Genomic DNA, 26,789 nt, shown 5'->3' with positions numbered 1-26,789 from the left:
TGGCAAGATGGCCGCTTTGCCATTTGCCGCGGAGCCGTGAATGATGTCCCAACCGCTGAAGACCCTGGGCCTGCTGGCGGCCTTCCTGCTCGTCGGCTTGGCCGCCAGCCAGAGCGCGCAGGCGCGCGGCTATGCGTCGACCGGCAAATGCGGCATCTATCCGCGCCTGGCCATCGCCACGCCCGCAGGCACCTGCGTGGGGCTGGTGGCCGACGAGGCCCATGGCCTGCATTTTCCGCGCCGCGTGCTGGAAATAGCGCCGGGTCGCATCTGGGTGCTGGACATGGGCGGCTGGATGCCGCGCCAGGGCAAGCTGATCGAGCTGCGCCTGCCGCCCGACGCCGCCACGCCAGCCAATGCCGCGACCACGGACAAGGCCGTGCAGTCGCAGGTGCTGCTGGACAAGCTCAACTACCCCTCGGGCATGGTGCGCGGACCGGACGGCAAGGTGTACGTCGGCGAAGCCGACCGCATCTGGCGCGCGGCGATCCCGGCCCTGAGCCAGCCGCCCCGGCAGGAAGAGCTGGCCGGCCAGTTGCCCGCCGACGGCGCCCATCTGCTCAAGGAACTGACGTTCGCCCCCGACGGCAGCCTCTACGTCAACATGGGCTCCTTCACCGACGCCTGCCGCAGCGACGACCAGAAGCTGCCCGTGCCCTGCCCCGAGCGCGCCGGCGCCATGCCGCGCGCCGCGGTCTGGCGCATGACGCTGCAGCCGGGCGCCCAGCCGGTCAGGGACTTCAAGCCCTTTGCCACGGGGCTGCGCAATTCCATGGCGCTGGCCGTCATGCCCGACGGGCCCGCGGCCGGAACGGTCTGGCAGGGCGAAAACAACATCGACTACCGCGAGCCCCGGCATCCGCCCGAGGAACTGAACCTGCTGCGCGAGGGCCGCGACTATGGCTGGCCCTACTGCGTGGGCGCCAGGCAGAGCGCCCAGGGCTACGAAAAGCGCTTCGACTGCGCAAGGACCGAGGCGCCTTTCATGCTCTGGCCTGCCCATGTCGCGCCGCTGCACATGCTGGCCACGCCGGCGGGCAGCGCCTTCGGCGGCCAGCTGCTGGTGGCCTGGCACGGGCCGGGCGCGGGCGGCCAGCGCATCGTGGGCTTCGCGCGCGACGCCAAGGGCCAGCCCTCGGGCCAGCCCGTCAACTGGCTCAGCGGCTGGGACGAGAAAAAAGGCCTGCGCCCGCGCGGCCGCCCCACGGGCATGGCCGTGGACCATGCGGGCCGGCTGCTGGTGGTGGAAGATTTCAACCGCAGCCTGCTGATGCTGATGAGCGAGGCGGGTACGGCACCCAAGCCTGCGGCAACGACTTCCCGATAAGGAGGAGGGGCCGCCGCCGTGCCGCCGGGCGGTCGCCCCTTTTTGGCACCGGCAACCGCTGCACCTGCGGCCGGATGCTCCGGGTTCAGGCCCGGGCAGGCCGTCGGGCGCGGTCCTCTTCTTCCCAATGGAACACCGACACCGCCCGCACGAGTTCCTGGCCTTGCGAATGCAGGTGGGTGGCCGCGGCGGCCATCTCCTCCACCAGGGCGGCATTTTGCTGCGTGGCCTGATCCATCTGGGTGACGGCTTCGCCCACCTGGACCACGCCGGCCGCCTGTTCCTGGCTGGCACTGCTGATGGCCGCCACGATGTGGCTGACCTTCTGGATGGCGGCCACCACTTCGCCCATGGTGTCGCCGGCCTGCCGGACCTGGATATTGCCTTCGCCGACGCGGGCCACGCTGGTTCCGATCAAGGCCTTGATGGCCTTGGCCGCTTCTGCGCTGCGCTGGGCCAGCGTGCGCACCTCGGCCGCCACCACGGCAAAGCCGCGTCCCTGCTCGCCGGCGCGCGCGGCTTCCACGGCGGCATTCAGGGCCAGGATATTGGTCTGGAAGGCAATGCCGTCGATCACGCCGGTGATGTCGGCAATCCGGCGGCTGCTGTCGTGGATGGTCTGCATGGTGCTCACCACCTGGGCCACGGCGATGCCGCCCTGCCTGGCCACCTCGCTGGCCGATGCGGCCAGGCTGCTGGCCTGCGCGGCGTTGTCGGCGTTGTGGCGCACGGTGGCGCTCAGCTCTTCCATCGAGGCCGCAGTCTCTTCCAGGGCCGAGGCCTGGCTTTCGGTGCGGGCCGAAAGATCCTGGTTGCCCTGGGCGATCTCGGCGCTGGCCAGCGCCAGGCTGTGGGCGCCGCTGCGCACCTGCTCCACGATGGGGCGCAAGTGGGCGCGCATCTGCTGCTGGGCGGCGATGAGTTCGCCTACTTCGTTGCGGCCTGCCGCGACGTCCTGGCCTCCCAGGTTGCCTTGGGCCACGGCCTGCGCCAGCTGAACTGCCTGGCGTATGGGGCCGGTGATGGAGCGCATGAACAGCAAAGCCAGCAGCACGGCTGCCGCCAGGCACAGGGCCAGCAGGCCGCAGGCGGCAAGCAGGCTGCGGTTTTGCGCTGCGGCTTGCGTTTGCAGCTGCAGATCCAGCTGGTGCAAGCCTTGCAGGCTCAGCGTGTTGACGGCCTGGATGGCCTTTGTCAGCGTGTCGAAGTACTGCGCCGCAGGCAAGGCCAGTTCCCGGGCGTCCAGCAGCTGTTCGCCCGCCAGTTGCAGGGCTGCCGTGGTCTGCGCGTTCTGGCTGGTCAGCAATTCGGCCAGGGTGGCGCGGTACTGCGCGTTGAGCGCCATGGCGCGCGCCATGCTGCGGTGGCTCGCGCTTTGCAGCTCGGCCACACGCCGGTGCAGCGCGCGCAGGGAGCCACGGTGTTCGGGATCCAGGCTCTTGCGTGCCAGGACTCCCGCGCCCTGGCCGCGCAGCAGGCCCAGCGCCTCGCCCAGCAGCGGCGCCTGCAGCAGGGCGGCCTGGATCATGGCCTAGCTGTCCGCATGCGGATGGGTGTTCAATCCATAGGCACCGAGCAGTTCCTCGTTGAATTGCTGCAGTGTGGCGATCAGCTCCGTGTGCCGGACCATGCTTTGGGCGGCATGGACTTCTCCGGCCGCGATGCCGGCTTCCAGCGTCTGCCAGCTCCGGTGCGCCTGCTGCAGCACCTGCAGGTCCCGGGGCAGGGCCTGGGCCGCCCGCAGGCGTTCTTCGGCCAGGGCAAAGGCCTTGTGGACGGCATCGCGCGCCGCAGGCCGGCGCGCCTGCATGGCACTGTCGCCGCCGAGCATGCTGGCCGTGGTGCCGCGGTGCACCTGCAGGTCCTGCACGGTCTGCATGATGGCAATCAGTGGCGGCATGGCTTGCGATGCCCGGCGTGCCTGGTGCAGGTCGCGCAGCACGCTGTGCAGGTAGAGGTATGACGGCAAGGCCGCCATGACCAGGGCAATGCTGCCCAGAATGAGGAATTTGTGCGCGAGCCTGAGCTCCTGTAGCCAGCGAATCATGCGGTAGCCTTTCCCGACAATGGATGGAATGGGGGCGTCTGCATGGCTCATCGGTCACGGCGGCCTTGCCTGAAGTCAAGTTTGCTGCCCGCAGGGCGTGGCGAGAATCGGGCTTGAGATAGATCAAGCATTGGCGGCCTGCGCGGGCAGGTCCGGTTGTGGAAACAGGGGATGACGATGGGTTCTGGAGTGTGGGATTTCGCGGTGGTGGGCGCAGGCATGGCCGGCGCTTCGGTGGCCTGGCAGCTGGCGCAGTCGGGTGGCAAGAATGGCAGCGGCGGTCCGCCCGCCGTGCTGGTGCTGGAGCGCGAATCCCAGCCCGGCTACCACACCACGGGCCGTTCGGCCGCGTTGTACGAGGAGCATTACGGCCCGGCCCAGGTGCAGGCGCTGACGCGCGCCAGCCGCGCGTTCTACGAGCAGCCGCCGCAGGGCTTTGCCGAAGCGCCCCTGCTTGCGCCGCGCGGCGTGCTCTATGTGGGCACGGCCGGGCAGAAGGACCTGCTGGACGCGGCCCATGCCGAGGCGCTGGTGCATTCGCCCGCGGCCGTGCGCCTGGATGCCGCCCGGCTCAAGGCGCTGGTGCCCTGCCTGGACACCGGAGTGCTGGTGGACGGCTTCCTGGACGACGGCGCGCGCGACATCGACGTGCACGGCCTGCACCAGGGCTTTCTGCGCGGCCTGCGCCAGCGCGGCGGCGAGCTCTGGTGCCAGGCCGAGGTCACGGCCCTGCAGCGCGAGGGCGATGCATGGCGGCTGACGCTGGCCGACGGCCGGCAGGCCCGTGCCCGCACGGTGGTCAATGCCGCAGGCGCCTGGGCCGACACGCTGGCCGCCCTGGCCGGCGCCACGCCCATCGGCATCACGCCCAAGCGCCGCAGCGCCTTCACCTTTGCCGTGCCCGAGGGCATGGATGCCACGCACTGGCCGGCCATCATCAGCGTCGACGAGGGCTGGTACATCAAGCCCGACGCGGGGCAGCTGCTGGGCTCGCCGGCCAATGCCGATCCCGTGCCGCCGCACGACGTGGTGCCCGAGGAGCTGGACATCGCCACCGGCATCTGGCGCATCGAGGAGTGCACCACGCTGCGCATCCGCCGCCCGTCGCATACCTGGGCGGGCCTGCGCTCCTTCGTGGACGACGGCGAGATGGTGATCGGCTGGGACGCCTCGCCCACGCCCGTGCCGGGCTTCTTCTGGGCCGCGGCCCAGGGCGGCTACGGCATCCAGAGCGCCTACGGCTACAGCCTGCTGGCGCGCAATCTGCTGCTGGGCGAGCCGCTGGACGCGGCGCTGGCGGCGCAGCAGGTCGATGCGGGGGCGCTGTCGCCCGCGCGGTGCCAGAGGCGTTCCTGACGGAGGCCGGGCATTCTCAAAAAAAGAGCGGCTTGCGCCAGCCTCGCGTGGGTTTCAGATGGAAAACCATCTGAAATCCCCGTGCATGCTGCGCAAGCCGCTTTGTTTTTGGTAGCCGAGCCGCATGGCCCGGCCTGCAGGCGTCAGTTCTCGATCTTGGCGAACTGGACGATCTTGCTGTACTTGGCGATCTCGGCGTTGATGTACTTGCCGGCATCCAGCTTGGGATCGGCCACCACGTTGCCGGTCTCTTCCATCTTCTTGCGGAACTCGGGCGAGGCCATGGTCTCGTCCAGCGCCTTCTTGAGCTTGGCGGCGATCGGCGCGGGCAGGCCCTTGGGCGCCATCATCGCAAACCAGGAATTGATGTCCACGTGCTTGTACTGGGGCAGCTCGGACAGGGCCGGGATGTCGGGCGTGATGGACGAGCGCTTGGCTTCGGTCGTGCCCAGGGCCACGACCTTGCCGGCCTTGATCTGGGGCAGGCCGCTGGAGAGCACGAACATGCCGAATTCGATGTTGTTGCCCACCAGGTCGGTGGTCAGCGGCGCCACGCCCTTGTAGGGGATGTGGGTCATCTGCAGGTGGCCCTGCTCCTTGATCATCTCGCCGGCCAGGTGCAGCGCCGTGCCCACGCCGGAGCTGCCGTAGCTGAACTTGCCGGGGTTCTGGGCGACCAGGCTGGTGAACTCGGCGGCGTTCTTCACGCCGGCCTTGGGCGAGGCCACCAGCACCATGGGCTGGGTGCAGACGATGCCGATGGGCGTGAAGTCGCCGATGTTGTACTTCACGGCCTTGTTGATCAGCTTGGCGATGGCCAGCTCGTTGTTGGCGCCCACCATGATGGTGTAGCCGTCGGCCGGTGCCTTGGCGACCTTCTGCGCGCCGATGGCGCCGCCGGCGCCGCCCAGGTTTTCCACCACCACGGGCTGGCCCAGGCGCGAGGCCAGGCCGTCGGCCACCAGGCGGCCCACCAGGTCGGTGCTGCCGCCCGCGGGGTAGCCCACCACCATGGTGATGGCGCGGCTGGGGTAGTTGTCGGCGGCAATGGCCGGCAGGCTGGCTGCGGCAGCCATCAGCAGGCCGGCGGCCACGGCGGTGCGGCGGAGGATTTTTGTCTTTTGCATAAGGGTATTCCGAATCTTTATGGGCTCGATTGTGCGAACAGCCGGCATGACATTTGGTGCCTATATGGCACGTATTTGTGCCGTTTCTGCACAGGATGGGCCCTGGCTGCAGGGGGCTGCGTCTCAGGGCTGGGTGATGTCCGCCCAGAACTGCTCGGCGGCCGTGCCCAGGTGGCGCTTGGGACGGTACAGGCGCACGTCGAAATGCGCCTCCAGGCTGCTGTCGCCCGCCACGGCCAGGCGCCCGGCCCGGCAATCGCCGCGCACCATGGACCACGGCATCCAGGCCACGCCCAGGCCCTTGAGCACGTATTCGTAATTGGCGTCGGCCGAATCGCACTCCACGCAGCGGCGCAGGCGCGGCAGCAGCGGATGGCTGGCCAGATGGTCCTCCACGAGCCGGCCCAGGGCCATGCTGTGCGAGAAGGCCAGATAGGGCACGGGACTGGCGTCGGCGTCCAGGGCGCGGGACAGGTCGAACAGCGGCTTGCCGTCGGCATCGGCGCGCGAGACGGGCACCAGCCGGTCGTGCATCACGGTCAGGTGGCTGAACTGGCGGCCGTCCAGGCGCACGGCAATGGCCGCATGGTGGTAGAGCAGCGCAAAGCTCACTTCCCCGCGCTGCAGCATGACCACGGTCTCTTCCAGCGTGCGCGTGACCACGCGTATCTCGGCGCTTTGCAGCACGCTGCTGTGGCGGGCCAGCCAGTCGGCCACGATGGTGCGCGCCAGCGTGCGGCCCGTGGCCAGCGTGATGATGCGCGCCTGGCGCCCGGCCACGGCCTGCAGCTCGTCATGCGACTGGGCCAGCGTGTGCACGAGCTGCTCGGCCGTGTCGCGGAAGGCCTCGCCGGCCGGCGTGAGGCGCACCGGGCCGCCGCCGGGCTCGACCAGCGGCGTGCCGGCCCAGGCTTCCAGCGCGCGGATGCGGCGGCCGAAGGCCGGATGGGTGACGTGGCGCAGCTCGGCCGCGCGCGTGAAGCTGCGCTCCTGGGCCAGCAGCAGAAAGTCCTCCAGCCACTGGGCCTTCATGACGGAGCCTTCATGACCGTGGTTTCGGCATGCGCCTGCGCGGCTGCAGCGCCGCGCTCAGCCCTGGGCCGCAGCCTGCTGCAGCGTGGCGCGCGTGGCCACGGCCGCATGGCGCGCTGCCTCGGCGAAGTCCTCGCCCTGGGAGGCGTAGAGAATGGCGCGCGAGGAATTGATGATGATGGGGCCGCCGCCGATGCGTGCGGCCTTCACGGTGGCCACGGCATCGCCGCCCTGGGCGCCCACGCCGGGGATCAGCAGCGGCAGCGAAGGCGCCACGGCGCGCACGCGCTCGATCTCCTGCGGGCGGGTGGCGCCCACCACCAGGCCCAGCTGGCCGTTGGTGTTCCACGGGCCCTGGGCCAGCCGGGCCACATGCTCGAACATGTGCGGGTTGCCCGGCACGTCGGCCAGCGTCTGTGCCTGCAGGTCGTCGCCGCCGGGGTTGGAGGTGCGGCACAGCAGGAAGGCGCCTTTGCCCTCGTACCGGAGGTAGGGGGTGATGGAGTCGAAGCCCATGAAGGGCGACAGCGTCACCGCATCGGCGCCGTAGCGCTCGAAGGCCTCCTTGGCGTACTGCTCGGCGGTGGAGCCGATGTCGCCGCGCTTGGCATCCAGGATCACCGGCACATGGGGGGCCACGGCGCGCATGTGGGCCATCAGCTTTTCGAGCTGGTCCTCGGCGCGGTGGGCCGCGAAATAGGCGATCTGGGGCTTGAAGGAGTTCACCAGATCGGCCGTGGCCTCGACGATGGCGGCGCAGAAATCGTAGATTTTGGACGCATCGCCCTTCATCGCGCCGGGAAAGCGGCTGGGTTCGGGGTCCAGACCCACGCACAGCATGGAGTCATTGCGCGTGGACGCGTCGCGCAGCATGTCGAGAAAAGTCATGAGGCGCGATTTTAATTGGCCTGCCTCCAAAGCGGCCGGGCGCGGCGCGGAGTCCCTGCAACATTCCCGGCTCGCAGGCAGAATCGTGGCGCCATGCCTTCATTTACGCCCAAACAGCTTGTTCTCCTCGTATTGCTCACCCTGGTCTGGGGCCTGAACTGGCCCGTGATGAAGCTGGGCGTGCAGCACTTTCCGCCGCTGACCTTCCGCATGGTCTCCATGTGGATAGGCCTGCCCATCCTGGCGGTGTTCGTGGCCAGCCGGCGCCTGCCGCTGACCGTTCCGCGCTCCTACTGGGGCCAGCTGCTCAAGCTCACGCTGTTCAACATGGTGCTGTGGCACAGCCTGATCATCGTGGCCATTCCCACGCTGTCCAGCGGCCGCGCGGCCATCCTGGGCTACACCATGCCCATCTTCTCGGCGGTCTTCGGCAGCCTGTTCTTCCATGACAGGCTGGGTGCGCGCGCCTGGGCGGGCGTGGGCGCGGCCTTCCTGGGCGTGCTGCTGCTGCTGTGGCACGAAGTGGGCGCGCTGGGCAGCAAGCCGATGGGCGTGCTGCTGATGCTGATCGCCGCGGCCGGCTGGGCCTGGGGCACGCAGCTGCTGCGCCGTGCCGAGTCGCCCGTGCCGCTGATGACGCTGTCGCTGTGGATGATTGCGCTGACCACGCTGGTGCTGACCGTGCTGGCCGTGGTGTTCGAGCGCGACCAGTGGCATGCGCCCGACCGCAGCGCCATGGCCGCCATCGCCTTCAACGGCGTGCTGGTGCTGGGCTTTGCCCAGGCCGTGTGGTTCTTCCTGGCGCGCAGCCTGCCGCCCGTGGCCTCCACGCTGAGCGTGATGATGATTCCCGTGCTGGGCGTGTTCGTGGGCGCCTGGTGGCTGGGCGAGGTGCTGCACTGGCAGGACTGGACGGCCGTGGTGCTGATGGTGGGGGCCATTGCCTCGGTGTTGTGGCCGAAGGGCAGGTAGCAAAAAGCCCGTAGGACCAGGACAGTCGCATCTCAATCAGCCCTTTTTGCCGGTTTTAGAGACAGAGGCCGGGACTCGCCCCGGCGGGCGACCTACCTTCTTGCTCGTGCAATAAGGTAGGCCAAGAACACGCCCCCAACTGCCCGCGACCCCTTCGCTGCGCTACGGGGCAAGCTGCGCCACAACGCTTGCGGGGTGCGCCGCCCAACTCGCGCCGCGCTGCGCGCTCTACTCGGGCAAACGGCGGCGAGTCAGATCACGAAGCGGCTGCACTCTGCGGTGCAGCCGCCACCCCGCAAGCATTGCGGCGCAGACGCGGGCACAAGGGGGAACAGCCATGCGGGCCATCGCTGCGCTCGGCCTGGCCTGCGCTTTGCCGCTGCGCGGATCGCCTTTCGCCACGACGCTGGCCGGCCGTCCGCATTCCCCCTTGTGTCTGCGCCTGCGGCACCCGCTTCAGGCTGCGGGCAACGCTGCCGCAGGACAGCGTTGCATCGTCCACTGACTTGCGCCCGTGTGTCTGAACGAAGCGCGCAGCGCGCAGTGAGTTGGGGCGCACCGCAGACGGAAGCGGGTGACGCAGGTTTGCCCGGAGCGAAGCGCAGGGACGCAGGCAACGGGGCACGTTTCTTTGGATCCTTTCTTGCCGTGCAGCAAGAAAGGATCTCGCCTGCCGGGGCGAGACCCGGCCTCTGCCGCTGGTGGCGCACACACAAGCATGCCCAGGCACTGCCTTGTTGTTCTTGAGATTTAGATGCGTTTGCTCTGAACGCGACCCAGCAAAAAGCCCGCAAGATGCTTCGTGCGAGCTTTTGTTTTGATAGCTGTCAGCGTTTAACCATCAAGCGCTGGCGCGCTTCTCGAGGATCTCGAAAGCCGGCAGGGTCTTGCCTTCCAGCACTTCCAGGAAGGCGCCGCCGCCGGTGGAGATATAGCCCACCTTGTCCTCGATGCCGTATTTGGCGATGGCCGCCAGCGTGTCGCCGCCGCCGGCGATGCTGAAGGCGGGCGATTCGGCAATCGCCTGGGCGATCACCCGGGTGCCGTTGGCGAACTGGTCGAACTCGAACACGCCCACGGGGCCGTTCCAGACGATGGTGCCGGCCTTGCGGAGCTGCTCGGCCAGCCTGGCGGCGGTCTCGGGGCCGATGTCGAGGATCATGTCGTCGTCCTCGATTTCGGTGGCCTTCTTCACGGTGGCGGGGGCATCGGCGGCAAAGGCCTTGGCGGTGACCACGTCGGTGGGCACGGGCACATCGGCGCCGCGCGCGGCCATGGCTTCGATCACGGCCTTGGCTTCGCCGACCAGGTCGGGTTCGGCCAGGGACTTGCCGATCTTCAGGCCCGCGGCCAGCATGAAGGTGTTGGCAATGCCGCCGCCCACGATGAGCTGGTCCACGTTCCTGGACAGCGATTGCAGAATGGTCAGCTTGGTCGAGACCTTGGAGCCGGCCACGATGGCGGCCAGCGGGCGTGCGGGCGCCGCCAGGGCCTTGGTGATGGCGTCAATCTCGGCAGACAGCAGCGGGCCGGCGCAGGCCACGGGCGCGAACTGGGCGATGCCGTAGGTCGTGCCCTCGGCGCGGTGTGCCGTGCCGAAGGCGTCGTTCACATAGATGTCGCACAGGGCAGCCAGCTTGCGGGCCAGCTCTTCCTTGTTCTTCTTTTCGCCCACGTTCACTCGGCAGTTTTCCAGCAGCACGACCTGGCCGGGTTCGACCTGGACGCCGTCCACCCAGTTGGCGACCAGGGGCACGTCGCGGCCCAGCAGCTCCGACAGGCGCCTGGCCACGGGGGCCAGCGAATCCTCGGGCCTGAATTCGCCCTCCGTGGGGCGGCCCAGGTGGCTGGTCACCATCACGGCGGCGCCGGCCTTGAGCGCCATTTCAATCGCCGGCACGGAGGCGCGCACGCGCGTGTCCTCGGTGATCTCGCCCGCGTCGTTGAGCGGCACGTTGAGGTCGGAGCGGATGAAGACGCGCTGGCCTTGCGCCTTGCCCTGGGCGCACAGATCGGAGAAGCGGATGATGTTCATAACAGCGGGCAGCGACCGGAAGCGCTGCGGGAATAAAGGATGTGAAGGAGGACGTAAAGGCGAAAAATCGCGGCCATTGTAGGGCGCGGCTTTCGCAAAAAGCACGGCTGCAGACGCTTACTCGACTCAAAAAGAGGAGCATTCGATGCGCGTTGTAACTAGGTTTCAAGCGTATCGAATGCTAGCGCATGTAAAACAGGAGCAGGCGGCTCCTGTCCTGGCTGGCGCGGGGGTCTACCAGCCCAGGCCGATGTGCAGTGGCAGATAGACCAGCATGCCCAGCGCAATCGTGCCCAGGATATTGCGCTTGTAAAAAAAGTACACCAGGGCCACGGCCGCCGCGGGCAGGCGCGCATCGGCCAGCGTATGGATGAAGTGGCCGTTGCTCATCACGATCTCGGGCGCGATCACGGCGGCCAGTGCGGCCAGCGGCGCGTACTTGAGGCCGCGCTTGAGCCACTGCGGCAGCGGGACCTCCTTCCTGGGGATCATGAAGAAGGCGCGCGTGAGCACGGTGATGGCGATCAGCCCGACGCAGGCGACGAAGCCCAGGAAACCGCTCATGGCCGGGCCTCCTTTCCGGCTTTGCCGGGAAGCTGTCGAGCCTGTTTCTGCAGCCGCTCGGCCACCAGGCCCGCCGCGACGGCGGCCGCGATCGCCACCAGGATGTTGAGCTTGAGCGGCAGCGCGAATGCGGCCACGGCGGCCGTGCAGGCCACGACGGACGCCACCCAGGTGGCGCGGTCGTTGAGCATGGACAGCAGCACGCCCATGAGCGCCAGCACGCCGGCAAAGCCCAGGCCCCAGGACAGCGGAATCCGGTCGGCCAGGAAGATGCCCAGCGTGGACGGGATCTGCCAGGCCAGCCAGTTGGTCAGCGCCGCGCCCCAGAAGTAGGGCAGCTGCTCGGCCTGCGGCCGGGCCTCGGGATAGCGGCCCATGAAGTTCACGAAGATCACGTCGCCGCTGAAGTAGCCGATCGCCAGGCGATGGCGCAGGCTCAGATGGGCGAAGTAGCTGCGCCACATGCTCGACAGGATCACGAAGCGCAGGTTCACGCACAGCGCCGTGAACCAGACCACCCACAGCGGCGCGCCCACGGTCATCAGCGGCAGCACGGCCAGCTGGGCGCTGCCCGCGTAGACGGTCAGGCCCATGAACAGGGCCAGGGGCAGGGACAGCCCGCTCTTGATCATGGCCACGCCCGTGACCAGGCCCCAGGCCGCGATGCCCAGGCCCGTGCCCATCATTTCGCGCGAGCCGGTCCGGAAGAACGGATCGCGCACAATGGTGCGCGCGCGTTGCAGCAGCGCCGATGGCGCCGGACGGGCGCCGCTCATGGCTGCGGAGCCTGCCGGGGGGCTTGCGCGCCCAGCAGGCTGCCCGCAGGCAGGTCGAAGCCGCGCAGGAAGTCGCCGGCCGTCAGGCGCTTGCCCCCCGCGCGCTGCAGCAGCGTCATGTTGAGCACGCCCTGGCCGCAGGCCACGCGCACGCCGCCGGCGTCGGCCGACAGCACGCTGCCCGGGGTTCCGGAGCCTTGCTGTGCCTGGGCTTCCCAGACCTTGATGGCTTCGCCGTTCAGTTCGGTGGCGCCGCCCGGAAAAGGGTTGAAGGCGCGCAGGCGCCGGGCGATGGTTTCAGCGCTTTCATTCCAGTCGATCTGGCTCTCGGCCTTTTCGATCTTGTGGGCGTAGGTCACGCCTTCGGCCGGCTGGGGCGTGCGCGGCAGGCCGCCGCAGGCGCTCATCTCCAGCGCCTCCACGATGAGGCGTCCGCCCAGCGCGGCCAGCTTGTCGTGCAGGCTGGCCGTGGTGTCGTCGGCGGCAATGGGCAGGCGCTCCATCACGCACATGTCGCCCGTGTCCAGGCCGGCATCCATCTGCATGATGGTCACGCCGGTCTCGGCATCGCCGGCTTCGATGGCGCGGTGGATGGGTGCGGCGCCGCGCCAGCGCGGCAGCAGGCTGGCGTGGATGTTCAGGCAGCCCAGGCGTGGCATATCCAGCACCCATTGCGGCAGGATCAGGCCGTAGGCGGCCACCACCATCACATCGGCCCGGGCGGCCTCGATGGCGGCCCGGGCGGCCGCTGCCTCCTCGGGGTACTTGCCGTCCAGGCGCAGGCTCATGGGCTGGGCGACGGCAATGCCGTGCTCCAGCGCGCACTGCTTGACGGGCGTGGCCTGCAGCTTCATGCCGCGGCCTGCGGGGCGGTCGGGCTGGGTCAGCACCAGCGGGACTTCAAAGCCTGCTGTCAGCAGGCGCTCAAGGGCCACGCGCGCGAATTCGGGCGTGCCGGCAAAAATGACTTTCATGCTTTCTATCTCAATGACTTGGCGCAAAGCAAAAAACTGGCGCAGTCCAAGCTAGGGACGCCGAGCAAGAGCCGCCTCGCAGCGATGGCGTCGTCCCCTGGGGGAAGGCGCGCAGCGCCTCAGGGGGAGCCATTTCCGGGGAGTCATCTCCTGGGTTCTCGCAGGTACATGCTCTCGTCGGTGAACATGACCTTCTGCACCACGCCCTGCGGATCGATATGCACATGGGCGCGTCTGGGATTGCCATTGTCCATGAAGCGGTAGGTCCAGATGTCGCCTTTGAAGCTGTAGACCTTCTCGACCTTGGCTGGCGGGCCGAATTCCCGGTAGACGTCGTCGCGCGTGTCCACGCCGTTGCGCAAGGCAAAGAAGTGCGTGGTGTCCAGCACCTGCGTCACGCGCACCAGCCGGTGCTGGGCGTCGAAGTCCATGTGGTAGACCTGCTGGCCTGCGGGCTGCTGGCTGTAGAGCAGGCGCGTGCCGCCGTCCGGCAGGGGCACGACCAGCGTGGGCTTGCCCATGCCTTTTTCGATCTCGGCCTGGGGCATGCCGGGCTTTTGCCACTGGGGCACCATGCATCCCGCCAGTCCAGCCGCCAGCGCAAGGGCGGCAAGCGTTGTCGTCAAGCGGGTGGTGAGCATGGCGTCAGCCCTTTTCAGCCTGCTTCTGTTGCTTGAGCAGCTTGGTCTTGATGCGGTTGCGCTTGAGCGGGGACAGGTATTCCACGAACACCTTGCCCATCAGGTGGTCCATCTCGTGCTGCATGCAGATGGCCAGCAGGCCTTCGGCCTCGATGTCGCGGCTCTGGCCGTTCTCGTCGAGGGCACGCACCTTGACCGCCGTGGAGCGCTCCACGCCGTCGTAGATGCCGGGCACGGACAGGCAGCCTTCCTCGCCGAGCTGCTTTTCCTCGCTGGCCCAGACGATTTCCGGGTTGATCAGCGTCAGCGGCTCGTTGCGCTCTTCGGACACGTCGATCACGATGACGCGCTCGTGCACGTCGATCTGCGTGGCGGCCAGGCCGATGCCCTGTGCGTCATACATGGTCTCGAGCATGTTCTTGACCAATGTCTGAATGCGTTCATCCACTTGCGCCACCGGCTTGGCGACGGTGTGCAGGCGGGGATCGGGATAGCGAAGAATCGAAAGAATGGCCATGGCAGCGAGATGAATGTGTCGTTATTGTCCCAACTTTTGCCCTGCAACGCATGGCTGCACGCCAATAAGCGTTGATCTATCAAGGCCTTGCATCGAGAATTTGCGATATTTTGTAAGACCTGTGCGGCCGCTTGTGCCAAGATGGCCCTATTGCAGCGCCTGGGAGGGACGCTGCTGACAAATTCCCCATCAAGAAGGATTTTCATGACCGCATTTGCCACCGCTCGGGCCTGGAGTGCCGGAGCCGCACTGCTTGCCGCCCTGTCTGCGGCCTGCGCACAGACCTATCCCGTGACAGCGGTCCAGCGTTCCACCGCACAGCAGGTCGCCCAGCAGGGCATTCCCGAAAGCGAGCTGGCCGCCGCTGCGCCCGAGCGCTACACCGTCAAGCGCGGCGACACCCTGTGGGGGATCTCGGGCCTGTATCTGCGCCAGCCCTGGCGCTGGCCCGAGCTGTGGGGCATGAACCTGTCCAGCATTGCCAACCCGCACCTGATCTACCCGGGCCAGGTGCTGTATTTGGTGCGCAGCAACGGCTATGCGAGGCTCTCGACCACGGCGCCCGACGGCGAGGCCGGCGTGGTGCGGCTGTCGCCGCAGACGCGCGAGAAGTCGCTGTCGGAGATGGCGCTGCCCACGCTGCCGCCCCATCTGGTCGAGCCCTTCCTGGCCGAACCGCTGATCGTGGACGCCGATACGCTGCAGCGCGCGCCGCGCATCGTCGCGACCACCGACCGCCGCGTGCTCATGGCCAGCGGCGACCGCGCCTATGTGCGCGGCAGCGCCGAGGCACCCCTGCTCGCCGGCGGCGACCTGCCGCGGCGCTTTCGCATCTTCCGCGACGCCATCCCGCTCAAGGACCCGGTGACCGGGGAGATCCTGGGCTACGAGGCCAAGTACCTGGGCAATGCCTCGCTGGTCGAAGGCGAGACCGTGGTGGAGCTGCCCGACGGCAACGGCGGGCAGCGCCGCCAGGCCACCCCGGCGACGGTGGACCTGACCAAGGCCAAGAACGAGATCCGCGCCGGCGACCGCCTGCTGCCGGCGCCGGCCCAGCAATACCTGAACTATGTGCCGCATGCGCCGCAGGGGCCGGTGCAGGCCGCCGTGGTGTCCATCTACGGCGATGCATCGGTGCTGTATGCCACGCAGAACCAGGTGGTGGCCATCAACAGGGGCCAGCGGGACGGCATGGAGGTCGGCACGGTGCTGCGCGTGATCAGCGCGGGCGCGCGCATCGTGGACAAGACCGGCGAACGCCCCGAAGCCATCCAGCTGCCCGACGAGCGCAACGGCTACGCCATGGTGTTCAAGGTCTTCGACCGCGTCTCCTATGCGCTGATCACCACGGCACGCCGTGGCGTGCAGGTGGGCGACCGCCTGCAGGCGCCGCAGGCCGATTAGCGAAAACCGCAGCTGCCATGGCCCAGGAAACCACCGACTTTCCCCGCCATGACGGCCGGCTCGACGACGAAGCGGCCGCCTGGCTGCGCCTGCTGCTCACGCCCGGCGTGGGCCGCACCACGGCCCGCAAGCTGCTGGCCCGGGCGGGCAGTGCGCAGGGCATCTGGGAGCTGGGGCCCGGTGCCTGGCGCGAATGCGCGACCGAGGCCCAGGTTCGCGCCCTCGCGGTCCTGCCCGATCGCTGGCAGCAGCAGCTCGAGGCCACGGCGCAGTGGCTGGCGCAGCCGGCGCAAGGCATTGTGCATGCCATGGTGCCGCTGGGCCATGTGCAATATCCGGATGCGCTGCTGCAGACCCAGGACCCGCCCCTGCTGCTCTATGTACAGGGGCCGGCGCAGCTGCTGGCCGCGCAAGCGCCCTGGTTTCCCTTCCCGCATGCACTGGCCGTGGTGGGCAGCCGCAGCCCGTCGGCCCAGGGGCTGGTCAATGCCAGGCAGATGGCCGAAGCGCTTGCAAGCCGCGGCCTGTGCATTGTCTCGGGGCTGGCCCAGGGCATAGACGCCGCCGCGCATGAGGGTGCGCTGAAGGCTGCGGCGCAGGCGCCGGCGCCTGTCACGATTGCCGTGGTGGGCACAGGGCTGGACCAGGTCTACCCGCGCCGCCATGCCGGCCTGGCCCGGGAGGTGGCGCAGCATGGACTGGTCGTGAGCGAATATCCGCTGGGCACCGGCCCGCTGGCGCCCCACTTTCCGCAGCGCAACCGCATCATCTCGGGCCTGAGCCAGGGTACGCTGGTGGTGGAGGCGGCGCTGAAATCGGGTTCGCTGATCACGGCGCGCCTGGCCAGCGAACAGGGCCGCGAGGTGTTTGCCATCCCGGGCTCCATCCACGCCCCCCAGTCCAGGGGCTGCCACGCATTGCTGCGCCAGGGCGCCAAGCTCGTGGAAACGGTGGAGGATATTCTTGAAGAACTGCAGGGGCTGGAGGCGGTTGCTGGAGAGGCGTCAGGTGCTACCAAAACGGTAGCGGTCCGCGAGATCCAAGATGCTCCCGAGCATCCCCTGCTGGCCGCCATGGGCCATGACCCCGTGCCGCTGGACGAGCTGGTGGACCGCACCGGCTGGAATGCGGCCCAGCTGCAGGCCCAGTTGATGGAGCTGGAACTGGACGGCTGCGTGGCGCGCCTGCCGGGCGGCATGTACCAGCGGCTGGTGCGCGGCTGAACCTGTCATCCGGGCTGCCGCCCTGGAATCCCCGCGGGTTGGACCCAAGAGGCCGCCTGTCCGGTCTCACCGCCTTGTCGCATGGGCGGCCTCGCGACGGCGCCGCTGCCTCTGCCGGGGATGCGCCGCAGCCGCCCGGCGGTCAAACCAGCCGTTCCGGGTTGGCCTGGATCTTCTGCACGGCCTCGCGCGTGGCACGCACGGTCAGAGCCTCCTCGTCGTGCGCCGCCAGCAGGCCGGCCTGCAGGTAGGCGGCCATGCGCTGCAGCTGCAGCAGATAGCACCTGCCGTCCAGCGCCGCGAACAGATGCAGCTGACGGCGGCGGCTGCGCCAGGCGTACTGCACATGGACCCGCGTGCCGTTATGGTCCAGCGTGAACCAGCGGCCGGTTTCCAGCGAGCGCGCCCATTGCAGCATCGCGGCATCCACCGGCGCATTGGTATTGGCGATCACCTGGAGGCTGGCCGTGTCCAGGCCCAGCAGCATTTCGATGTTCTCGGGCGACAGCGGCGTGTCCTCGATCTTGCCGTCCTCGCCGATGAACTGCTCCAGTTCGGCCAGGCGCCGGGCCATGGCATCGATGCGCTCGGCGGGAATGGCGGCCGCTTTGGCGACGAAGGCTTCGGCCAGCGTGTCGGTGAGCTTCTTGATCCTGGCCGACTGCTCGCTGCCCGTCACATTCACCAGGGCCAGGCCTTCGCGCAGTGTCTGCAGCAGGGCTGGCAGCGCCTGGATGACGCGCGCGCGCTCCTGGCGCGAGGGCTTGGCACTGGCCGACCAGACCAGCTCGCTGGCCGCCTGCTTGAAGCGCATGGCGCGTGCATCGCGGGCACCGTAGCGCACGGTGGCCATGGCCAGCACGTCGGCCCAGGACTTGAACAGAAAGTCTCGCACCTCCTCGCGCACCGGCATGTCGGCGAGCAGGTTGCGCAGCTCTATGGTGTACTGGATGGCCAGGGTTTCCTTCTGCTCCACCTGCTGAGCCACGCTGGCGATGCGGGCCGTGGCCCGGGGCTGCGTCAGGTGGCGGGACAGGAACTCCTCGAACTCGCGCAGCACCAGCGCAAACACCTTCTGGCCGGTTTCCGGGTACTGCTCTATGACCTGCACCACGCGGCGGATCTCGGCCTCCAGCGCGCTGCCCGAAATGCTGCTGGCATCGAAGCCCATCACGCAGGAGCCCATGCGGTCGATGAGCTTGCGCGCCGGATGGGCCAGATTGCTGAAGAACTCGGGCTCGGCCAGGGCCACGCGCAGCACGGGCACCTGCAAACGCGCGAACCACACGCGGATGGACGGCGGAATGCGGTCCTCCGACAGAATGCTCTGGAACATCAGGGCCACGACTTCGATGGTGGCCTTTTCGCTGTTCGTCGTGGCCTTCTTCTTCCAGTCGGCCGAGCGCTCCCGCACCAGATGGGCCAGCTGGTCCAGTGCCGCGGGGCTGTAGTCCATGGCCATGGCGGCATCCGGGCCGCGGCCGGCCAGGTGCTGGTACTGCGTGAGGGCCGCCATGTGCTGCTCGCGCAAGGCCTGGGCCAGCGCGGCCGAAGCCGGCGCCGGAGCGGCGGCCGCAATGCCCGGTACCAGCCCCGGCATGCCGATGGCGGGCTGGCTCAGCAGCCGGCGCAGCTGGTTCACGGCATCCTGGGCGCGGTGGCGGGCACGCGCCAGCACATTCGGGCCGGCGGGCTCCCCGGGCAGGCCGCCCATGGAGGCGGTCTGCCAGGCGGTGCCTGCCGGCATGCCGGAGGATGGGGCAAACGCGCTGGCCGGGCCGGCAGCCGCCGGCGCCATGCCGGACGCCAGGTGCATGGCGCGGGTGGTCGGGGCGCCTTCGGTGCGCTTGACCTTCATTGCGCCATCCTGGCCGCGCGTCACGCCCTTGGCGTCGAGCAACTGATGGAGAATGCCGTATTCGGCGGCCAGCAGGCTGGCCAGGGCATGCTGCAGCGGCTCCGCGCAGCGCTGCAAGTGCTCGCGGCGCATGCCGCTGGCCGTCCACTGCTCGACCAGGTGCAGGCAGACGGCTTCCACGCGGAAGATGTCCTGGGCGGCCAGTTCGCGGCCTTCCAGGGCCTGCATGCGGGCGCGCATGGCATCGAAGCCCGGCTGCGTGGCCTCGCCCATGGTCAGGGCCATGCGCGAGGCCAGGATCTTGTTTTCCACCACGTCGTCGCTGAGCAGCTCGAACGTCAGCGGCCCCGAGCTGCGGGCCGTGGGGGCAGGGGCCGCGGGCAGCTGGCGTGCGGCCTGCTGCAGGGCCTGGCTGCAGCCCTGCACCCATGCGGCCTTGTGCTCCTGGAAGTCGAGCCAGGCATCGCGCTGCTCCTGCAGCTGTTTTTGCGTGCCGGTGCTGCCGCTTTGCTGGTCCAGGAAGAAGTCCAGCTGCTGGACGATGGCGGGCAGCCCCCTGCAGATGCCATGTACCCAACGCAGGCGCGCCTGCCAGCCCAGCTGTTGCCGGGCGGCAGGCGCGATGGAGGAAGACTGCGTGGGAGTCATTCCCAAAGTGTAAGCCGGCTGGGCGCTAGACCACGGCTCCGGCATTGGGGTCGTTGGGGTCCTGCGCAGCCTTGGTGGACTTGACCAGATCTTCGCGCTTGACGCCCAGCCACATGGCGATGGCCGCCGCCACGAACACCGACGAATAGATGCCGAACAGAATGCCGATGGTCAGCGCCAGCGCGAAGTAGTGCAGGCTGGGGCCGCCGAAGAAGAACATCGACAGCACCATGGCCTCGGTGGAGGCGTGGGTGATGATGGTGCGGCTCATGGTGGAGGTGATGGCGTGGTCGATCACCTCGTGCGTGTTGAGCTTGCGGAACTTGCGGAAGGCCTCGCGGATACGGTCGAAGATCACCACCGACTCGTTGACCGAGTAGCCGAGCACGGCCAGCACGCCGGCCAGCACGGACAGCGAGAACTCCCACTGGAAGAACGCGAAGAAGCCCAGGATGATGATCACGTCGTGCAGGTTGGCGATGATGGCCGCGACGCCGAACTTCCATTCGAAGCGGAACGCCAGGTAGATCACGATGCCCAGCACCACGAAGCCCAGGGCCATGAGGCCGTTGTGCATGAGCTCGTCGCCCACCTGCGGACCCACGAACTCGGTGCGGCGCAGCGTCACCTCGGCATCCTCGGCCTTCAGCGCAGTGAGCACCTGCTCGCTCTGCTGGGCCGAGGTCACGCCCTTTTGCACGGGCAGGCGGATCATGACGTCCCGCGAGGTGCCGAAGTTCTGCACGATCACGTCGGCATAGCCGAGCTTGGAGATGCTCTCGCGCACCTTGCCGATGTCGGCCGGCTGGGTGTAGGCCACTTCCATGACCGTGCCGCCCGTGAACTCCACCGACAGGTGCAGGCCGCGCGAGAACAGGAAGAACACGGCCAGCGCAAAGGTGATGAAGGAGATCGCGTTGAAGACCAACGCGTACTTCATGAACGGAATGTCTTTTTTGATGCGGAAAAATTCCATGGTCTTTCTCCTTAGTCGCCGACGCGGCGGCTGGCCACGGAACGCAGGTCGGAGCCTTCAGGCTTCCAGACCTGGCCGATGGACACGCTCTTGAGCTTCTTGCGGCCGCCATACCAGAGGTTGACCAGACCGCGCGAGAAGAACACGGCCGAGAACATGCTGGTCAGGATGCCGATGCAGTGCACCACGGCAAAGCCGCGCACCACGCCCGAGCCGAAGGCCAGCAGGGCCAGGCCCGCGATCAGCGTGGTCACGTTGGAGTCCAGGATGGTGTGCCAGGCGTGCTCGTAGCCCGCGTGGATGGCGGCCTGCGGCGAGGCCCCGCCGCGCAGCTCCTCGCGGATGCGCTCGTTGATCAGCACGTTGGAGTCGATGGCCACGCCCAGCGCCAGCGCCATGGCGGCGATGCCGGGCAGGGTCAGCGTGGCCTGCAGCATGGACAGGATGGCCAGCAGCAGCAGCACGTTGACCGACAGCGCGATCGTGGAGATCACGCCGAACAGCAGATAGTACACGCACATGAAGACGGCGATCGCCACCATGCCCCAGACCACGGAGTGGATGCCGCGGCTGATGTTGTCGGCGCCCAGGCTGGGGCCGATGGTGTATTCCTCGATGATCTCCATGGGCGCCGCCAGCGAGCCGGCGCGCAGCAGCAGGGCCGTGTCGTTGGCTTCCATGGTGGTCATGCGGCCCGAGATCTGCACGCGGCCGCCGCCGATTTCGGAGCGGATCACGGGAGCCGTGACGACCTCGCCCTTGCCCTTCTCGAACAGGATGATGGCCATGCGCTTGCCCACGTTCTCGCGCGTCACGTCCTTGAAGATGCGCGAGCCCTTGGCATCCAGCGTCAGGTTGACGGTGGGCTCCTGGGTCTGGCTGTCGAAGCCGGGCTGGGCGTCGGTCAGGTTCTCGCCGGTCAGCGTCACCTGCTTTTGCACGATGATGGACTGGCCGTTGCGGTCCAGGTACTTCTCGGAGCCGAAGGGCACGGGGCCCGTACCCATCTCGGCGGCGCGCGCCTCGGCGGACTCGTCCACCATGCGCACCTCCAGCGTGGCCGTGCGGCCCAGGATGTCCTTGGCCTTGGCCGTGTCCTGCACGCCGGGCAGCTGCACGACGATGCGGTCCAGGCCCTGCTGCTGGATCACCGGCTCGGCCACGCCGAGTTCGTTGATGCGGTTGTGCAGCGTGATGATGTTCTGCTTGAGCGCCTGTTCCTGCACCTTGCGCAGGGCCTCGGGCTTGATCGTGGCCTGCAGCGTGAAGCCCGTGCCGTCGGGCGCGGACGTGGTCGTCAGGTCGGGGAACTGGTCGGAGATCAGGTTGCGCGCGGCCGTCAGCGTGGCTTCGTCGCGCACGCGGATGTTGACGTTGTTGCCGTCGCGGCTGATGCCGCCGTGGCGGATGTTCTTGTCGCGCATGGTGGTGCGCAGGTCGCCGGCGTAGCTGTCGGCCTTCTTGGTCAGGGCCGCGGCCATGTCCACCTGCAGCATGAAGTGCACGCCGCCGCGCAGGTCCAGGCCCAGGTACATGGGCTTGGCGCCGATGGCCGTGAGCCAGTCGGGCGAGCGCGACACCAGGTTCAGCGCCACGATGTAGGCAGGATCGGCGGGATCGGTGATCAGCGACTTCTGGATCACGTCCTTGGCCTTGAGCTGCTCGTCGGGCGTGTTGAAACGGGCCCGCACCGAAGTGCCTTCCAGCGACAGCGCATCGGGCTTGACGCCCGCGGCATCCAGCGCCGCCTGCACTTTTTGCAGCACGGCGTTGTCCACCTTGACGGTGGCTTTGCCCGAAGACACCTGCACGGCAGGCGCTTCGCCGAAGAAATTGGGCAGGGTGTAGAGCACCCCCACCAGCAGCGCGATCACGATGATCGCGTACTTCCAGACCGGATATCGGTTCATGATCGCGCTCTTTGAATTACAGCAACGCACAACGGGTACGTGCACCGCCGCCGGCGCCGTACCCTCTCTTCAAAAGACAGGCCAGGCTTACTTGGACGTGCCCTTGGGCAGCACCTGCACCACGGCGGAGCGCTGGATCTGGACTTCCACGCCAGCGGCCACTTCGATGTAGATGAACTGCTCGGCCAGGCGCGTGACCTTGCCGATGATGCCGCCGGCGGTCGCCACTTCGTCGCCCTTGGCCAGCGCGTCGACCATGGCGCGGTGTTCCTTCTGGCGCTTCATCTGGGGGCGGATCATGACGAAGTACAGCACCACGAACATCAGCACCAGCGGCAGCATGCCGGTCAGGGAACCCATGAAGCCGCCCTCGGCGGCAGCAGCGGGGGCGGTCTGGGCGAAAGCGGAAGAAATAAACACGGATCAAACTCCAATCACAACAAGGGCGTCGCGAACCGGCAGGGCCGGTGTCGCAGAGTAACGGAACATTGTATTCGGCTGCGTTGTTCCCCGAGCCGGCAGGGCAGGGCGCTGCCCGGGCCTTTGCCGGGGGACAGTCCGTCTGCCGTCGGGATGCTTCTGAAACGCTAGCTGCTGGCGCGCGAATCTGCTCGGATTCGGGTGTGTTGTGTTTTGAGATTGAGCAGTATCAAGCGCTTGCAGCTATTAAAACAAGAGTGTCCGACGCACGGAAACATGTTCCGCGGCCATTGTCAGGCATGGCCGGCATCGGGCAGCACAGCCAGGACAAAGACCTGGGGAAAGCAAAGGCCGGGTTGCCCTGGCCCTGTTGTGATGCGGCTGCGCCGGATTAGTTCACCGCTGCCGCAACTTGGGCAGGGGCATTCCAGCGTGCCATCAGCGCCTGCCACTTGGTGCGCGCGGCGGCCAGGTGGTTTTCCTTCACGTGGCCGTAGCCGCGGATGTCCTCGGGAATGGAGGCGATCTCCACGGCCAGCGCCAGCCTGTCGGCGGTGAGGCCGGCCAGCAGCGTCTCGATGCACGCGCGGTATTCGGCGATCAGCGCGCGCTCGGTGCGGCGCTCCGCGGTCCTGCCGAACGGATCCAGCGCCGTGCCGCGCAGGCCCTTCATCCTGGCCAGCACGCCCATGGCCTTGTGCATCCAGGGGCCGTAGGCCTTCTTGACCAGATGGCCCTGCGCATCCTTGCGTGCCGAGGCCGGCGGCGCCAGGTGGTGGACGACCTTGTAGTCGCCTTCGAACATGTCGCCGATCTTCTGCGTGAAGGCCGCGTCGGTGTGCAGGCGGGCCACCTCGTACTCGTCCTTGTACGCCATGAGCTTGAACAGATAGCGGGCCACGGCCTGCGACAGGCGCGTGCCCCGGCCCAGGCTTTCCTCCCGGGCGCGCACGCGGGCCACGAAGTCCTGGTACTCGCGGGCATAGGCGGCGTTCTGGTAGCCGGTCAGGAACTCCACGCGCCTGGCCACCATTTCGTCCAGCGAGGGCTTCTTGACGAACTGGATCACCTGCGTGGCCTGGTACAGCGCGCTCACCGAGGCCAGGTCATGCGCGCAGCGCCGCCCCCATTCGAAGGCCGCCTGGTTGTTGGCCACCTGCACGCCGTTGAGTTCCATGGCGCGCATGATGGAGGCATGCGTCAGCGGCACGCGGCCCTTCTGCCAGGCGTAGCCCAGCATCATGGGGTTGGCATAGATGCTGTCGCCCAGCAGGGCCACCGAGGCCTGCTCGGCGTTGAAGCTGCCCACATGGTCCTGGCCCACGGTCTGGGCCAGCAGGCTGGCGCAGCGGTCCTCGGGCGACTGCCAGTCGGGGTTGCCGACAAAGGCCGCCGTGGGCGCCGCATGGCTGTTGAGCGCGATGAAGGTGCGGCCGGGCTGCATGACGGACAGCGTGGCGGGCGTGGCCGCGACGATGGGGTCGCAGCCGATCACCAGGTCGGCCTTGGCCATGTCCACCTTGGTGGTGTAGATGGCCTCGGCGCGGTTGGCGATCTGGATGTGGCTCCAGGTGGAGCCGCCTTTCTGCGCCAGGCCCGCGGCGTCCTGGGTGATCACGCCCTTGCCCTCGAGGTGGGCGGCCATGCCCAGCAGCGAGCCGATGGTGATCACGCCCGTGCCGCCCACGCCGGCCACCACGATGCCCCAGGCCTGCTCGGCCACGGGCAGCGCGGGCTCGGGGATCGCCGGCAGCAGGCCCAGGTCGCCCTTTTTCTCCTTCTTGGGCTTCTTGAGCGTGCCGCCCTCGATGGTGACGAAGCTCGGGCAGAAGCCCTTGACGCAGGAAAAGTCCTTGTTGCAGCTGCTCTGGTTGATGCGGCGCTTGCGGCCGAACTCCGTCTCCACGGGCTCCACCGACAGGCAGTTGGACTGCACCGAGCAGTCGCCGCAGCCTTCGCAGACCAGCTCGTTGATGACCACGGTCTTGGCCGGATTGGCCAGCGTGCCGCGCTTGCGGCGGCGGCGCTTCTCGGTCGCGCAGGTCTGGTCGTAGATGATGATCGAGGTGCCCTTGATCTCGCGGAATTCGCGCTGGATGCGGTCCAGCTCGTCGCGGTGGTGCACGGTCACGCCCTCGGCCAGCTTGACGCCGTCGTACTTTTCGGGCTCGTCGGTGACGATGACCAGCCTGGCCACGCCTTCGGAGACCAGGCTGTTCATGATCTGCAGCACCGAGTGGCCCTCGGGCCGCTCGCCCACGCGCTGGCCGCCGGTCATGGCCACGGCGTCGTTGTACAGCACCTTGTAGGTGATGTTCACGCCCGAGGCAATGCTCTGGCGTATCGCCAGCAGGCCGCTGTGGAAATAGGTGCCGTCGCCCAGGTTGGCGAAGATGTGTTCTTCCTTGCTGAAGTGCGCCTGGCCGCTCCAGGTCACGCCTTCGCCGCCCATCTGCGTGAAGGTGCTGGTCTTGCGGTCGGGCATCCATGTGGCCATGTAGTGGCAGCCGATGCCGGCCACGGCGCGGCTGCCCTCGGGCACGCGCGTGGAGGTGTTGTGCGGGCAGCCGCTGCAGAACCAGGGCGTGCGGTCGCCCGTGGCGACCTCGTGCGCCGCCTTGAGCGCGGCCTCGCGCGCGTCGAGCACGGCAATGCGCTCGTGCATGCGTGCCTCGATGTGCTGGGGCACGCCCAGCTTGTGCAGCCGCGCGGCGATGGCACGCGCGATCAGCGCCGGCGTCAGGTCGGCATTGGGGCGCAGCAGCCAGTCGGTGCTGGGGTTGGGCAGCGACCATTCGCCGCCGTGCTCGTCGCTGAACTTGCCGACCACGTTGGGGCGCACGTCGTCGCGCCAGTTGTAGAGCTCTTCCTTGATCTGGTATTCGATGACCTGGCGCTTTTCCTCGACCACCAGGATCTCCTGCAGGCCGCGCGCGAAATCGCGCGTGATCGTGGCCTCCAGCGGCCAGACCACGTTGACCTTGTGCACGCGGATGCCGAGCTGGCGGCAGGTATCGTCGTCCAGCCCCAGGTCGGCCAGGGCCTGGCGCATGTCGTTGTAGGCCTTGCCGCTGGCGATGATGCCGAAGCGGTCATTCGGCGTGGCGATCACGTTGTGGTTGAGCTTGTTGGCGCGCACATACGCCAGGGCCGCATACCACTTGTAGTTCATCAGCCGCTGCTCCTGCTCCAGCGGCGGATCGGGCCAGCGGATGTGCAGGCCGCCGGGCGGCATCTGGAAATCCTCGGGCAGCACGATGTTCACGCGGTCCGGGTCGACCGAGATGCTGGCCGAGGACTCCACCACCTCCTGGATGGTCTTCATGCCCGACCACAGGCCCGAGAACCGGCTCATGGCGAAGGCGTGCAGGCCCATGTCCAGGATGTCCTGCACGTTGCTGGGGAAGAACACCGGCGTGCCGCAGGCCTTGAAGATGTGGTCGCTCTGGTGCGCGGCCGTGCTGCTCTTGCTGATGTGGTCGTCGCCGGCGATGGCGATGACGCCGCCATGCTTGGAGGTGCCGGCCATGTTGGCGTGCTTGAACACGTCGGAGCAGCGGTCCACGCCCGGGCCCTTGCCGTACCAGATGCCGAAGACGCCGTCGAACTTCTTGCTCTCGGGGTAGAGGTCCAGCTGCTGCGAGCCCCAGACGGCCGTGGCGCCCAGCTCCTCGTTCACGCCGGGCTGGAAGACGATGTGGTTCGCCTCCATGTGCTTCCTGGCGGCCCACAGGGCCTGGTCATAGCTGCCCAGGGGCGAGCCGCGGTAGCCGCTGATGAAGCCCGCGGTGTTCAGGCCCGCGGCCGCATCGCGGTGGCGCTGCAGCATGGGCAGCCGGACCAGCGCCTGCACGCCGCTCATGAAGGCGCGGCCGTGTTCCAGCGTGTATTTGTCGTCGAGCGTGACGGATTCGAGTGCTTTGCGCACTTCGTGGGGCAGTGGGGCATTCATGGCTTGTCTCCATGGTGTGTGGCCGTGCGTCGCAGGGCCGGAGATCCCGGCCGCGATACGCGCAAGACTCGTTTGTCATTGGTAATGAATCGCCGATTTCCAGTGTATTCAGTCTTGCCGGATAGGTCTTTTCTTTCTTTGC

The 26,789-nt window shown here is 68.0% G+C and carries 21 protein-coding genes; 5 read left to right on the top strand and 16 right to left on the bottom strand.

What is annotated here, in order from left to right; all coding sequences use genetic code 11:
- The first annotated feature begins 40 nt into the window (after nt 1-40).
- Nucleotides 41-1,327 carry a PQQ-dependent sugar dehydrogenase gene (locus Cte04_RS06780; RefSeq protein WP_066474345.1) on the top strand — a complete coding sequence of 429 codons (1,287 nt, stop codon included), beginning with the start codon at nt 41-43 and terminating at the stop codon, nt 1,325-1,327.
- An 85-nt stretch (nt 1,328-1,412) separates the two neighbouring features.
- On the opposite strand, the gene Cte04_RS22125 is transcribed toward Cte04_RS06780, so the two are convergent.
- Together Cte04_RS22125 and Cte04_RS21870 are read right to left on the bottom strand one after the other, a co-directional pair.
- Nucleotides 1,413-2,855 carry a methyl-accepting chemotaxis protein gene (locus Cte04_RS22125; RefSeq protein WP_217997572.1) on the bottom strand — a complete coding sequence of 481 codons (1,443 nt, stop codon included), beginning with the start codon at nt 2,853-2,855 and terminating at the stop codon, nt 1,413-1,415.
- A 3-nt stretch (nt 2,856-2,858) separates the two neighbouring features.
- Nucleotides 2,859-3,374: a nitrate- and nitrite sensing domain-containing protein gene (locus Cte04_RS21870; protein ID WP_217997571.1), complete on the bottom strand. Its 516-nt coding sequence runs from the start codon at nt 3,372-3,374 to the stop codon at nt 2,859-2,861.
- A 177-nt stretch (nt 3,375-3,551) separates the two neighbouring features.
- On the opposite strand from Cte04_RS21870, the gene Cte04_RS06770 reads away from it, so the two are divergent.
- Complete coding sequence (locus Cte04_RS06770) at nt 3,552-4,730, top strand: NAD(P)/FAD-dependent oxidoreductase (RefSeq protein ID WP_066474342.1); 1,179 nt, start codon at nt 3,552-3,554, stop codon at nt 4,728-4,730.
- 143 nt (nt 4,731-4,873) lie between these two features.
- On the opposite strand, the gene Cte04_RS06765 is transcribed toward Cte04_RS06770, so the two are convergent.
- The 3 genes from Cte04_RS06765 to pyrF all read right to left on the bottom strand — a co-directional run bounded on the left by Cte04_RS06765 (nt 4,874) and on the right by pyrF (nt 7,777).
- Complete coding sequence (locus Cte04_RS06765; RefSeq protein WP_066474331.1) at nt 4,874-5,857, bottom strand: Bug family tripartite tricarboxylate transporter substrate binding protein; 984 nt, start codon at nt 5,855-5,857, stop codon at nt 4,874-4,876.
- 123 nt (nt 5,858-5,980) lie between these two features.
- Nucleotides 5,981-6,889, bottom strand: a complete 909-nt coding sequence (locus Cte04_RS06760) for a LysR family transcriptional regulator (RefSeq protein WP_066474328.1) — start codon at nt 6,887-6,889, stop codon at nt 5,981-5,983.
- A gap of 57 nt (nt 6,890-6,946) precedes the next feature.
- Complete coding sequence (gene pyrF, locus Cte04_RS06755) at nt 6,947-7,777, bottom strand: orotidine-5'-phosphate decarboxylase (protein ID WP_066474324.1); 831 nt, start codon at nt 7,775-7,777, stop codon at nt 6,947-6,949.
- A gap of 93 nt (nt 7,778-7,870) precedes the next feature.
- Here pyrF and Cte04_RS06750 point away from each other — a divergent pair, with 93 nt between their 5' ends.
- Nucleotides 7,871-8,749 carry a DMT family transporter gene (locus Cte04_RS06750; protein ID WP_066474322.1) on the top strand — a complete coding sequence of 293 codons (879 nt, stop codon included), beginning with the start codon at nt 7,871-7,873 and terminating at the stop codon, nt 8,747-8,749.
- Between the two features lie 841 nt (nt 8,750-9,590).
- Here Cte04_RS06750 and Cte04_RS06745 read toward each other — a convergent pair.
- From Cte04_RS06745 to def, 6 genes are all read right to left on the bottom strand, one after another.
- On the bottom strand, nt 9,591-10,784 hold the full coding sequence (locus Cte04_RS06745; protein ID WP_066474319.1) for a phosphoglycerate kinase: 1,194 nt from the start codon (nt 10,782-10,784) through the stop codon (nt 9,591-9,593).
- A 234-nt stretch (nt 10,785-11,018) separates the two neighbouring features.
- Nucleotides 11,019-11,348, bottom strand: a complete 330-nt coding sequence (locus tag Cte04_RS06735) for a branched-chain amino acid transport AzlD family protein (protein WP_066474318.1) — start codon at nt 11,346-11,348, stop codon at nt 11,019-11,021.
- A complete protein-coding gene (locus tag Cte04_RS06730) occupies nt 11,345-12,124 on the bottom strand; it encodes an AzlC family ABC transporter permease (protein WP_066474315.1) in 780 nt (259 codons plus the stop codon). The genes Cte04_RS06735 and Cte04_RS06730 overlap by 4 nt, the downstream gene beginning before the upstream one ends.
- Nucleotides 12,121-13,098, bottom strand: a complete 978-nt coding sequence (gene fmt, locus Cte04_RS06725) for a methionyl-tRNA formyltransferase (RefSeq protein WP_066474311.1) — start codon at nt 13,096-13,098, stop codon at nt 12,121-12,123. The genes Cte04_RS06730 and fmt overlap by 4 nt, the downstream gene beginning before the upstream one ends.
- Before the next feature lie 143 nt (nt 13,099-13,241).
- Entirely contained in the window at nt 13,242-13,739 is a 498-nt protein-coding gene (locus tag Cte04_RS06720) for a hypothetical protein (protein WP_066474308.1), read from the bottom strand.
- A 4-nt stretch (nt 13,740-13,743) separates the two neighbouring features.
- Nucleotides 13,744-14,256: a peptide deformylase gene (gene def, locus Cte04_RS06715; protein ID WP_066474306.1), complete on the bottom strand. Its 513-nt coding sequence runs from the start codon at nt 14,254-14,256 to the stop codon at nt 13,744-13,746.
- A 204-nt stretch (nt 14,257-14,460) separates the two neighbouring features.
- Between def and Cte04_RS06710 the strand changes: the two genes are divergently transcribed.
- Nucleotides 14,461-15,660: a LysM peptidoglycan-binding domain-containing protein gene (locus Cte04_RS06710; RefSeq protein ID WP_066474303.1), complete on the top strand. Its 1,200-nt coding sequence runs from the start codon at nt 14,461-14,463 to the stop codon at nt 15,658-15,660.
- A 17-nt stretch (nt 15,661-15,677) separates the two neighbouring features.
- The gene (dprA, locus tag Cte04_RS06705; protein WP_066474295.1) at nt 15,678-16,883 is read left to right on the top strand and encodes a DNA-processing protein DprA; all 1,206 of its coding nucleotides are present in this window, start codon (nt 15,678-15,680) and stop codon (nt 16,881-16,883) included.
- Between the two features lie 142 nt (nt 16,884-17,025).
- On the opposite strand, the gene Cte04_RS06700 is transcribed toward dprA, so the two are convergent.
- From Cte04_RS06700 to Cte04_RS06680, 5 genes are all read right to left on the bottom strand, one after another.
- Nucleotides 17,026-19,389 carry a DUF1631 domain-containing protein gene (locus tag Cte04_RS06700; protein WP_066474292.1) on the bottom strand — a complete coding sequence of 788 codons (2,364 nt, stop codon included), beginning with the start codon at nt 19,387-19,389 and terminating at the stop codon, nt 17,026-17,028.
- 25 nt (nt 19,390-19,414) lie between these two features.
- A complete protein-coding gene (gene secF, locus Cte04_RS06695; protein ID WP_066474288.1) occupies nt 19,415-20,365 on the bottom strand; it encodes a protein translocase subunit SecF in 951 nt (316 codons plus the stop codon).
- A gap of 11 nt (nt 20,366-20,376) precedes the next feature.
- Nucleotides 20,377-22,275, bottom strand: a complete 1,899-nt coding sequence (gene secD, locus Cte04_RS06690) for a protein translocase subunit SecD (protein ID WP_066474284.1) — start codon at nt 22,273-22,275, stop codon at nt 20,377-20,379.
- An 87-nt stretch (nt 22,276-22,362) separates the two neighbouring features.
- Nucleotides 22,363-22,695 carry a preprotein translocase subunit YajC gene (yajC, locus tag Cte04_RS06685; protein WP_066474281.1) on the bottom strand — a complete coding sequence of 111 codons (333 nt, stop codon included), beginning with the start codon at nt 22,693-22,695 and terminating at the stop codon, nt 22,363-22,365.
- Nucleotides 22,696-23,086: 391 nt separating this feature from the next.
- Nucleotides 23,087-26,647, bottom strand: a complete 3,561-nt coding sequence (locus Cte04_RS06680; RefSeq protein ID WP_066474278.1) for an indolepyruvate ferredoxin oxidoreductase family protein — start codon at nt 26,645-26,647, stop codon at nt 23,087-23,089.
- Between the last annotated feature and the right edge of the window lie 142 nt (nt 26,648-26,789).

It is taken from the genome of Comamonas terrae, from assembly GCF_001544075.1.
Classification (GTDB): domain Bacteria; phylum Pseudomonadota; class Gammaproteobacteria; order Burkholderiales; family Burkholderiaceae_C; genus Comamonas; species Comamonas terrae.
Note: the sequence above shows the minus strand (reverse complement) of the source record. Positions and strands in the feature narration are given on the sequence as shown.

Bases quoted from the DNA above. Each gene is read 5' to 3' on its own strand.
- Cte04_RS06780 (WP_066474345.1), top strand. From the start codon at position 41: ATGATGTCCCAACCGCTGAAGACCCTGGGCCTGCTGGCGGCCTTCCTG.
- Cte04_RS22125 (WP_217997572.1), bottom strand. From the start codon at position 2,855: ATGATCCAGGCCGCCCTGCTGCAGGCGCCGCTGCTGGGCGAGGCGCTG.
- Cte04_RS21870 (WP_217997571.1), bottom strand. From the start codon at position 3,374: ATGATTCGCTGGCTACAGGAGCTCAGGCTCGCGCACAAATTCCTCATT.
- Cte04_RS06770 (WP_066474342.1), top strand. From the start codon at position 3,552: ATGGGTTCTGGAGTGTGGGATTTCGCGGTGGTGGGCGCAGGCATGGCC.
- Cte04_RS06765 (WP_066474331.1), bottom strand. From the start codon at position 5,857: ATGCAAAAGACAAAAATCCTCCGCCGCACCGCCGTGGCCGCCGGCCTG.
- Cte04_RS06760 (WP_066474328.1), bottom strand. From the start codon at position 6,889: ATGAAGGCCCAGTGGCTGGAGGACTTTCTGCTGCTGGCCCAGGAGCGC.
- pyrF (WP_066474324.1), bottom strand. From the start codon at position 7,777: ATGACTTTTCTCGACATGCTGCGCGACGCGTCCACGCGCAATGACTCC.
- Cte04_RS06750 (WP_066474322.1), top strand. From the start codon at position 7,871: ATGCCTTCATTTACGCCCAAACAGCTTGTTCTCCTCGTATTGCTCACC.
- Cte04_RS06745 (WP_066474319.1), bottom strand. From the start codon at position 10,784: ATGAACATCATCCGCTTCTCCGATCTGTGCGCCCAGGGCAAGGCGCAA.
- Cte04_RS06735 (WP_066474318.1), bottom strand. From the start codon at position 11,348: ATGAGCGGTTTCCTGGGCTTCGTCGCCTGCGTCGGGCTGATCGCCATC.
- Cte04_RS06730 (WP_066474315.1), bottom strand. From the start codon at position 12,124: ATGAGCGGCGCCCGTCCGGCGCCATCGGCGCTGCTGCAACGCGCGCGC.
- fmt (WP_066474311.1), bottom strand. From the start codon at position 13,098: ATGAAAGTCATTTTTGCCGGCACGCCCGAATTCGCGCGCGTGGCCCTT.
- Cte04_RS06720 (WP_066474308.1), bottom strand. From the start codon at position 13,739: ATGCTCACCACCCGCTTGACGACAACGCTTGCCGCCCTTGCGCTGGCG.
- def (WP_066474306.1), bottom strand. From the start codon at position 14,256: ATGGCCATTCTTTCGATTCTTCGCTATCCCGATCCCCGCCTGCACACC.
- Cte04_RS06710 (WP_066474303.1), top strand. From the start codon at position 14,461: ATGACCGCATTTGCCACCGCTCGGGCCTGGAGTGCCGGAGCCGCACTG.
- dprA (WP_066474295.1), top strand. From the start codon at position 15,678: ATGGCCCAGGAAACCACCGACTTTCCCCGCCATGACGGCCGGCTCGAC.
- Cte04_RS06700 (WP_066474292.1), bottom strand. From the start codon at position 19,389: ATGACTCCCACGCAGTCTTCCTCCATCGCGCCTGCCGCCCGGCAACAG.
- secF (WP_066474288.1), bottom strand. From the start codon at position 20,365: ATGGAATTTTTCCGCATCAAAAAAGACATTCCGTTCATGAAGTACGCG.
- secD (WP_066474284.1), bottom strand. From the start codon at position 22,275: ATGAACCGATATCCGGTCTGGAAGTACGCGATCATCGTGATCGCGCTG.
- Cte04_RS06680 (WP_066474278.1), bottom strand. From the start codon at position 26,647: ATGAATGCCCCACTGCCCCACGAAGTGCGCAAAGCACTCGAATCCGTC.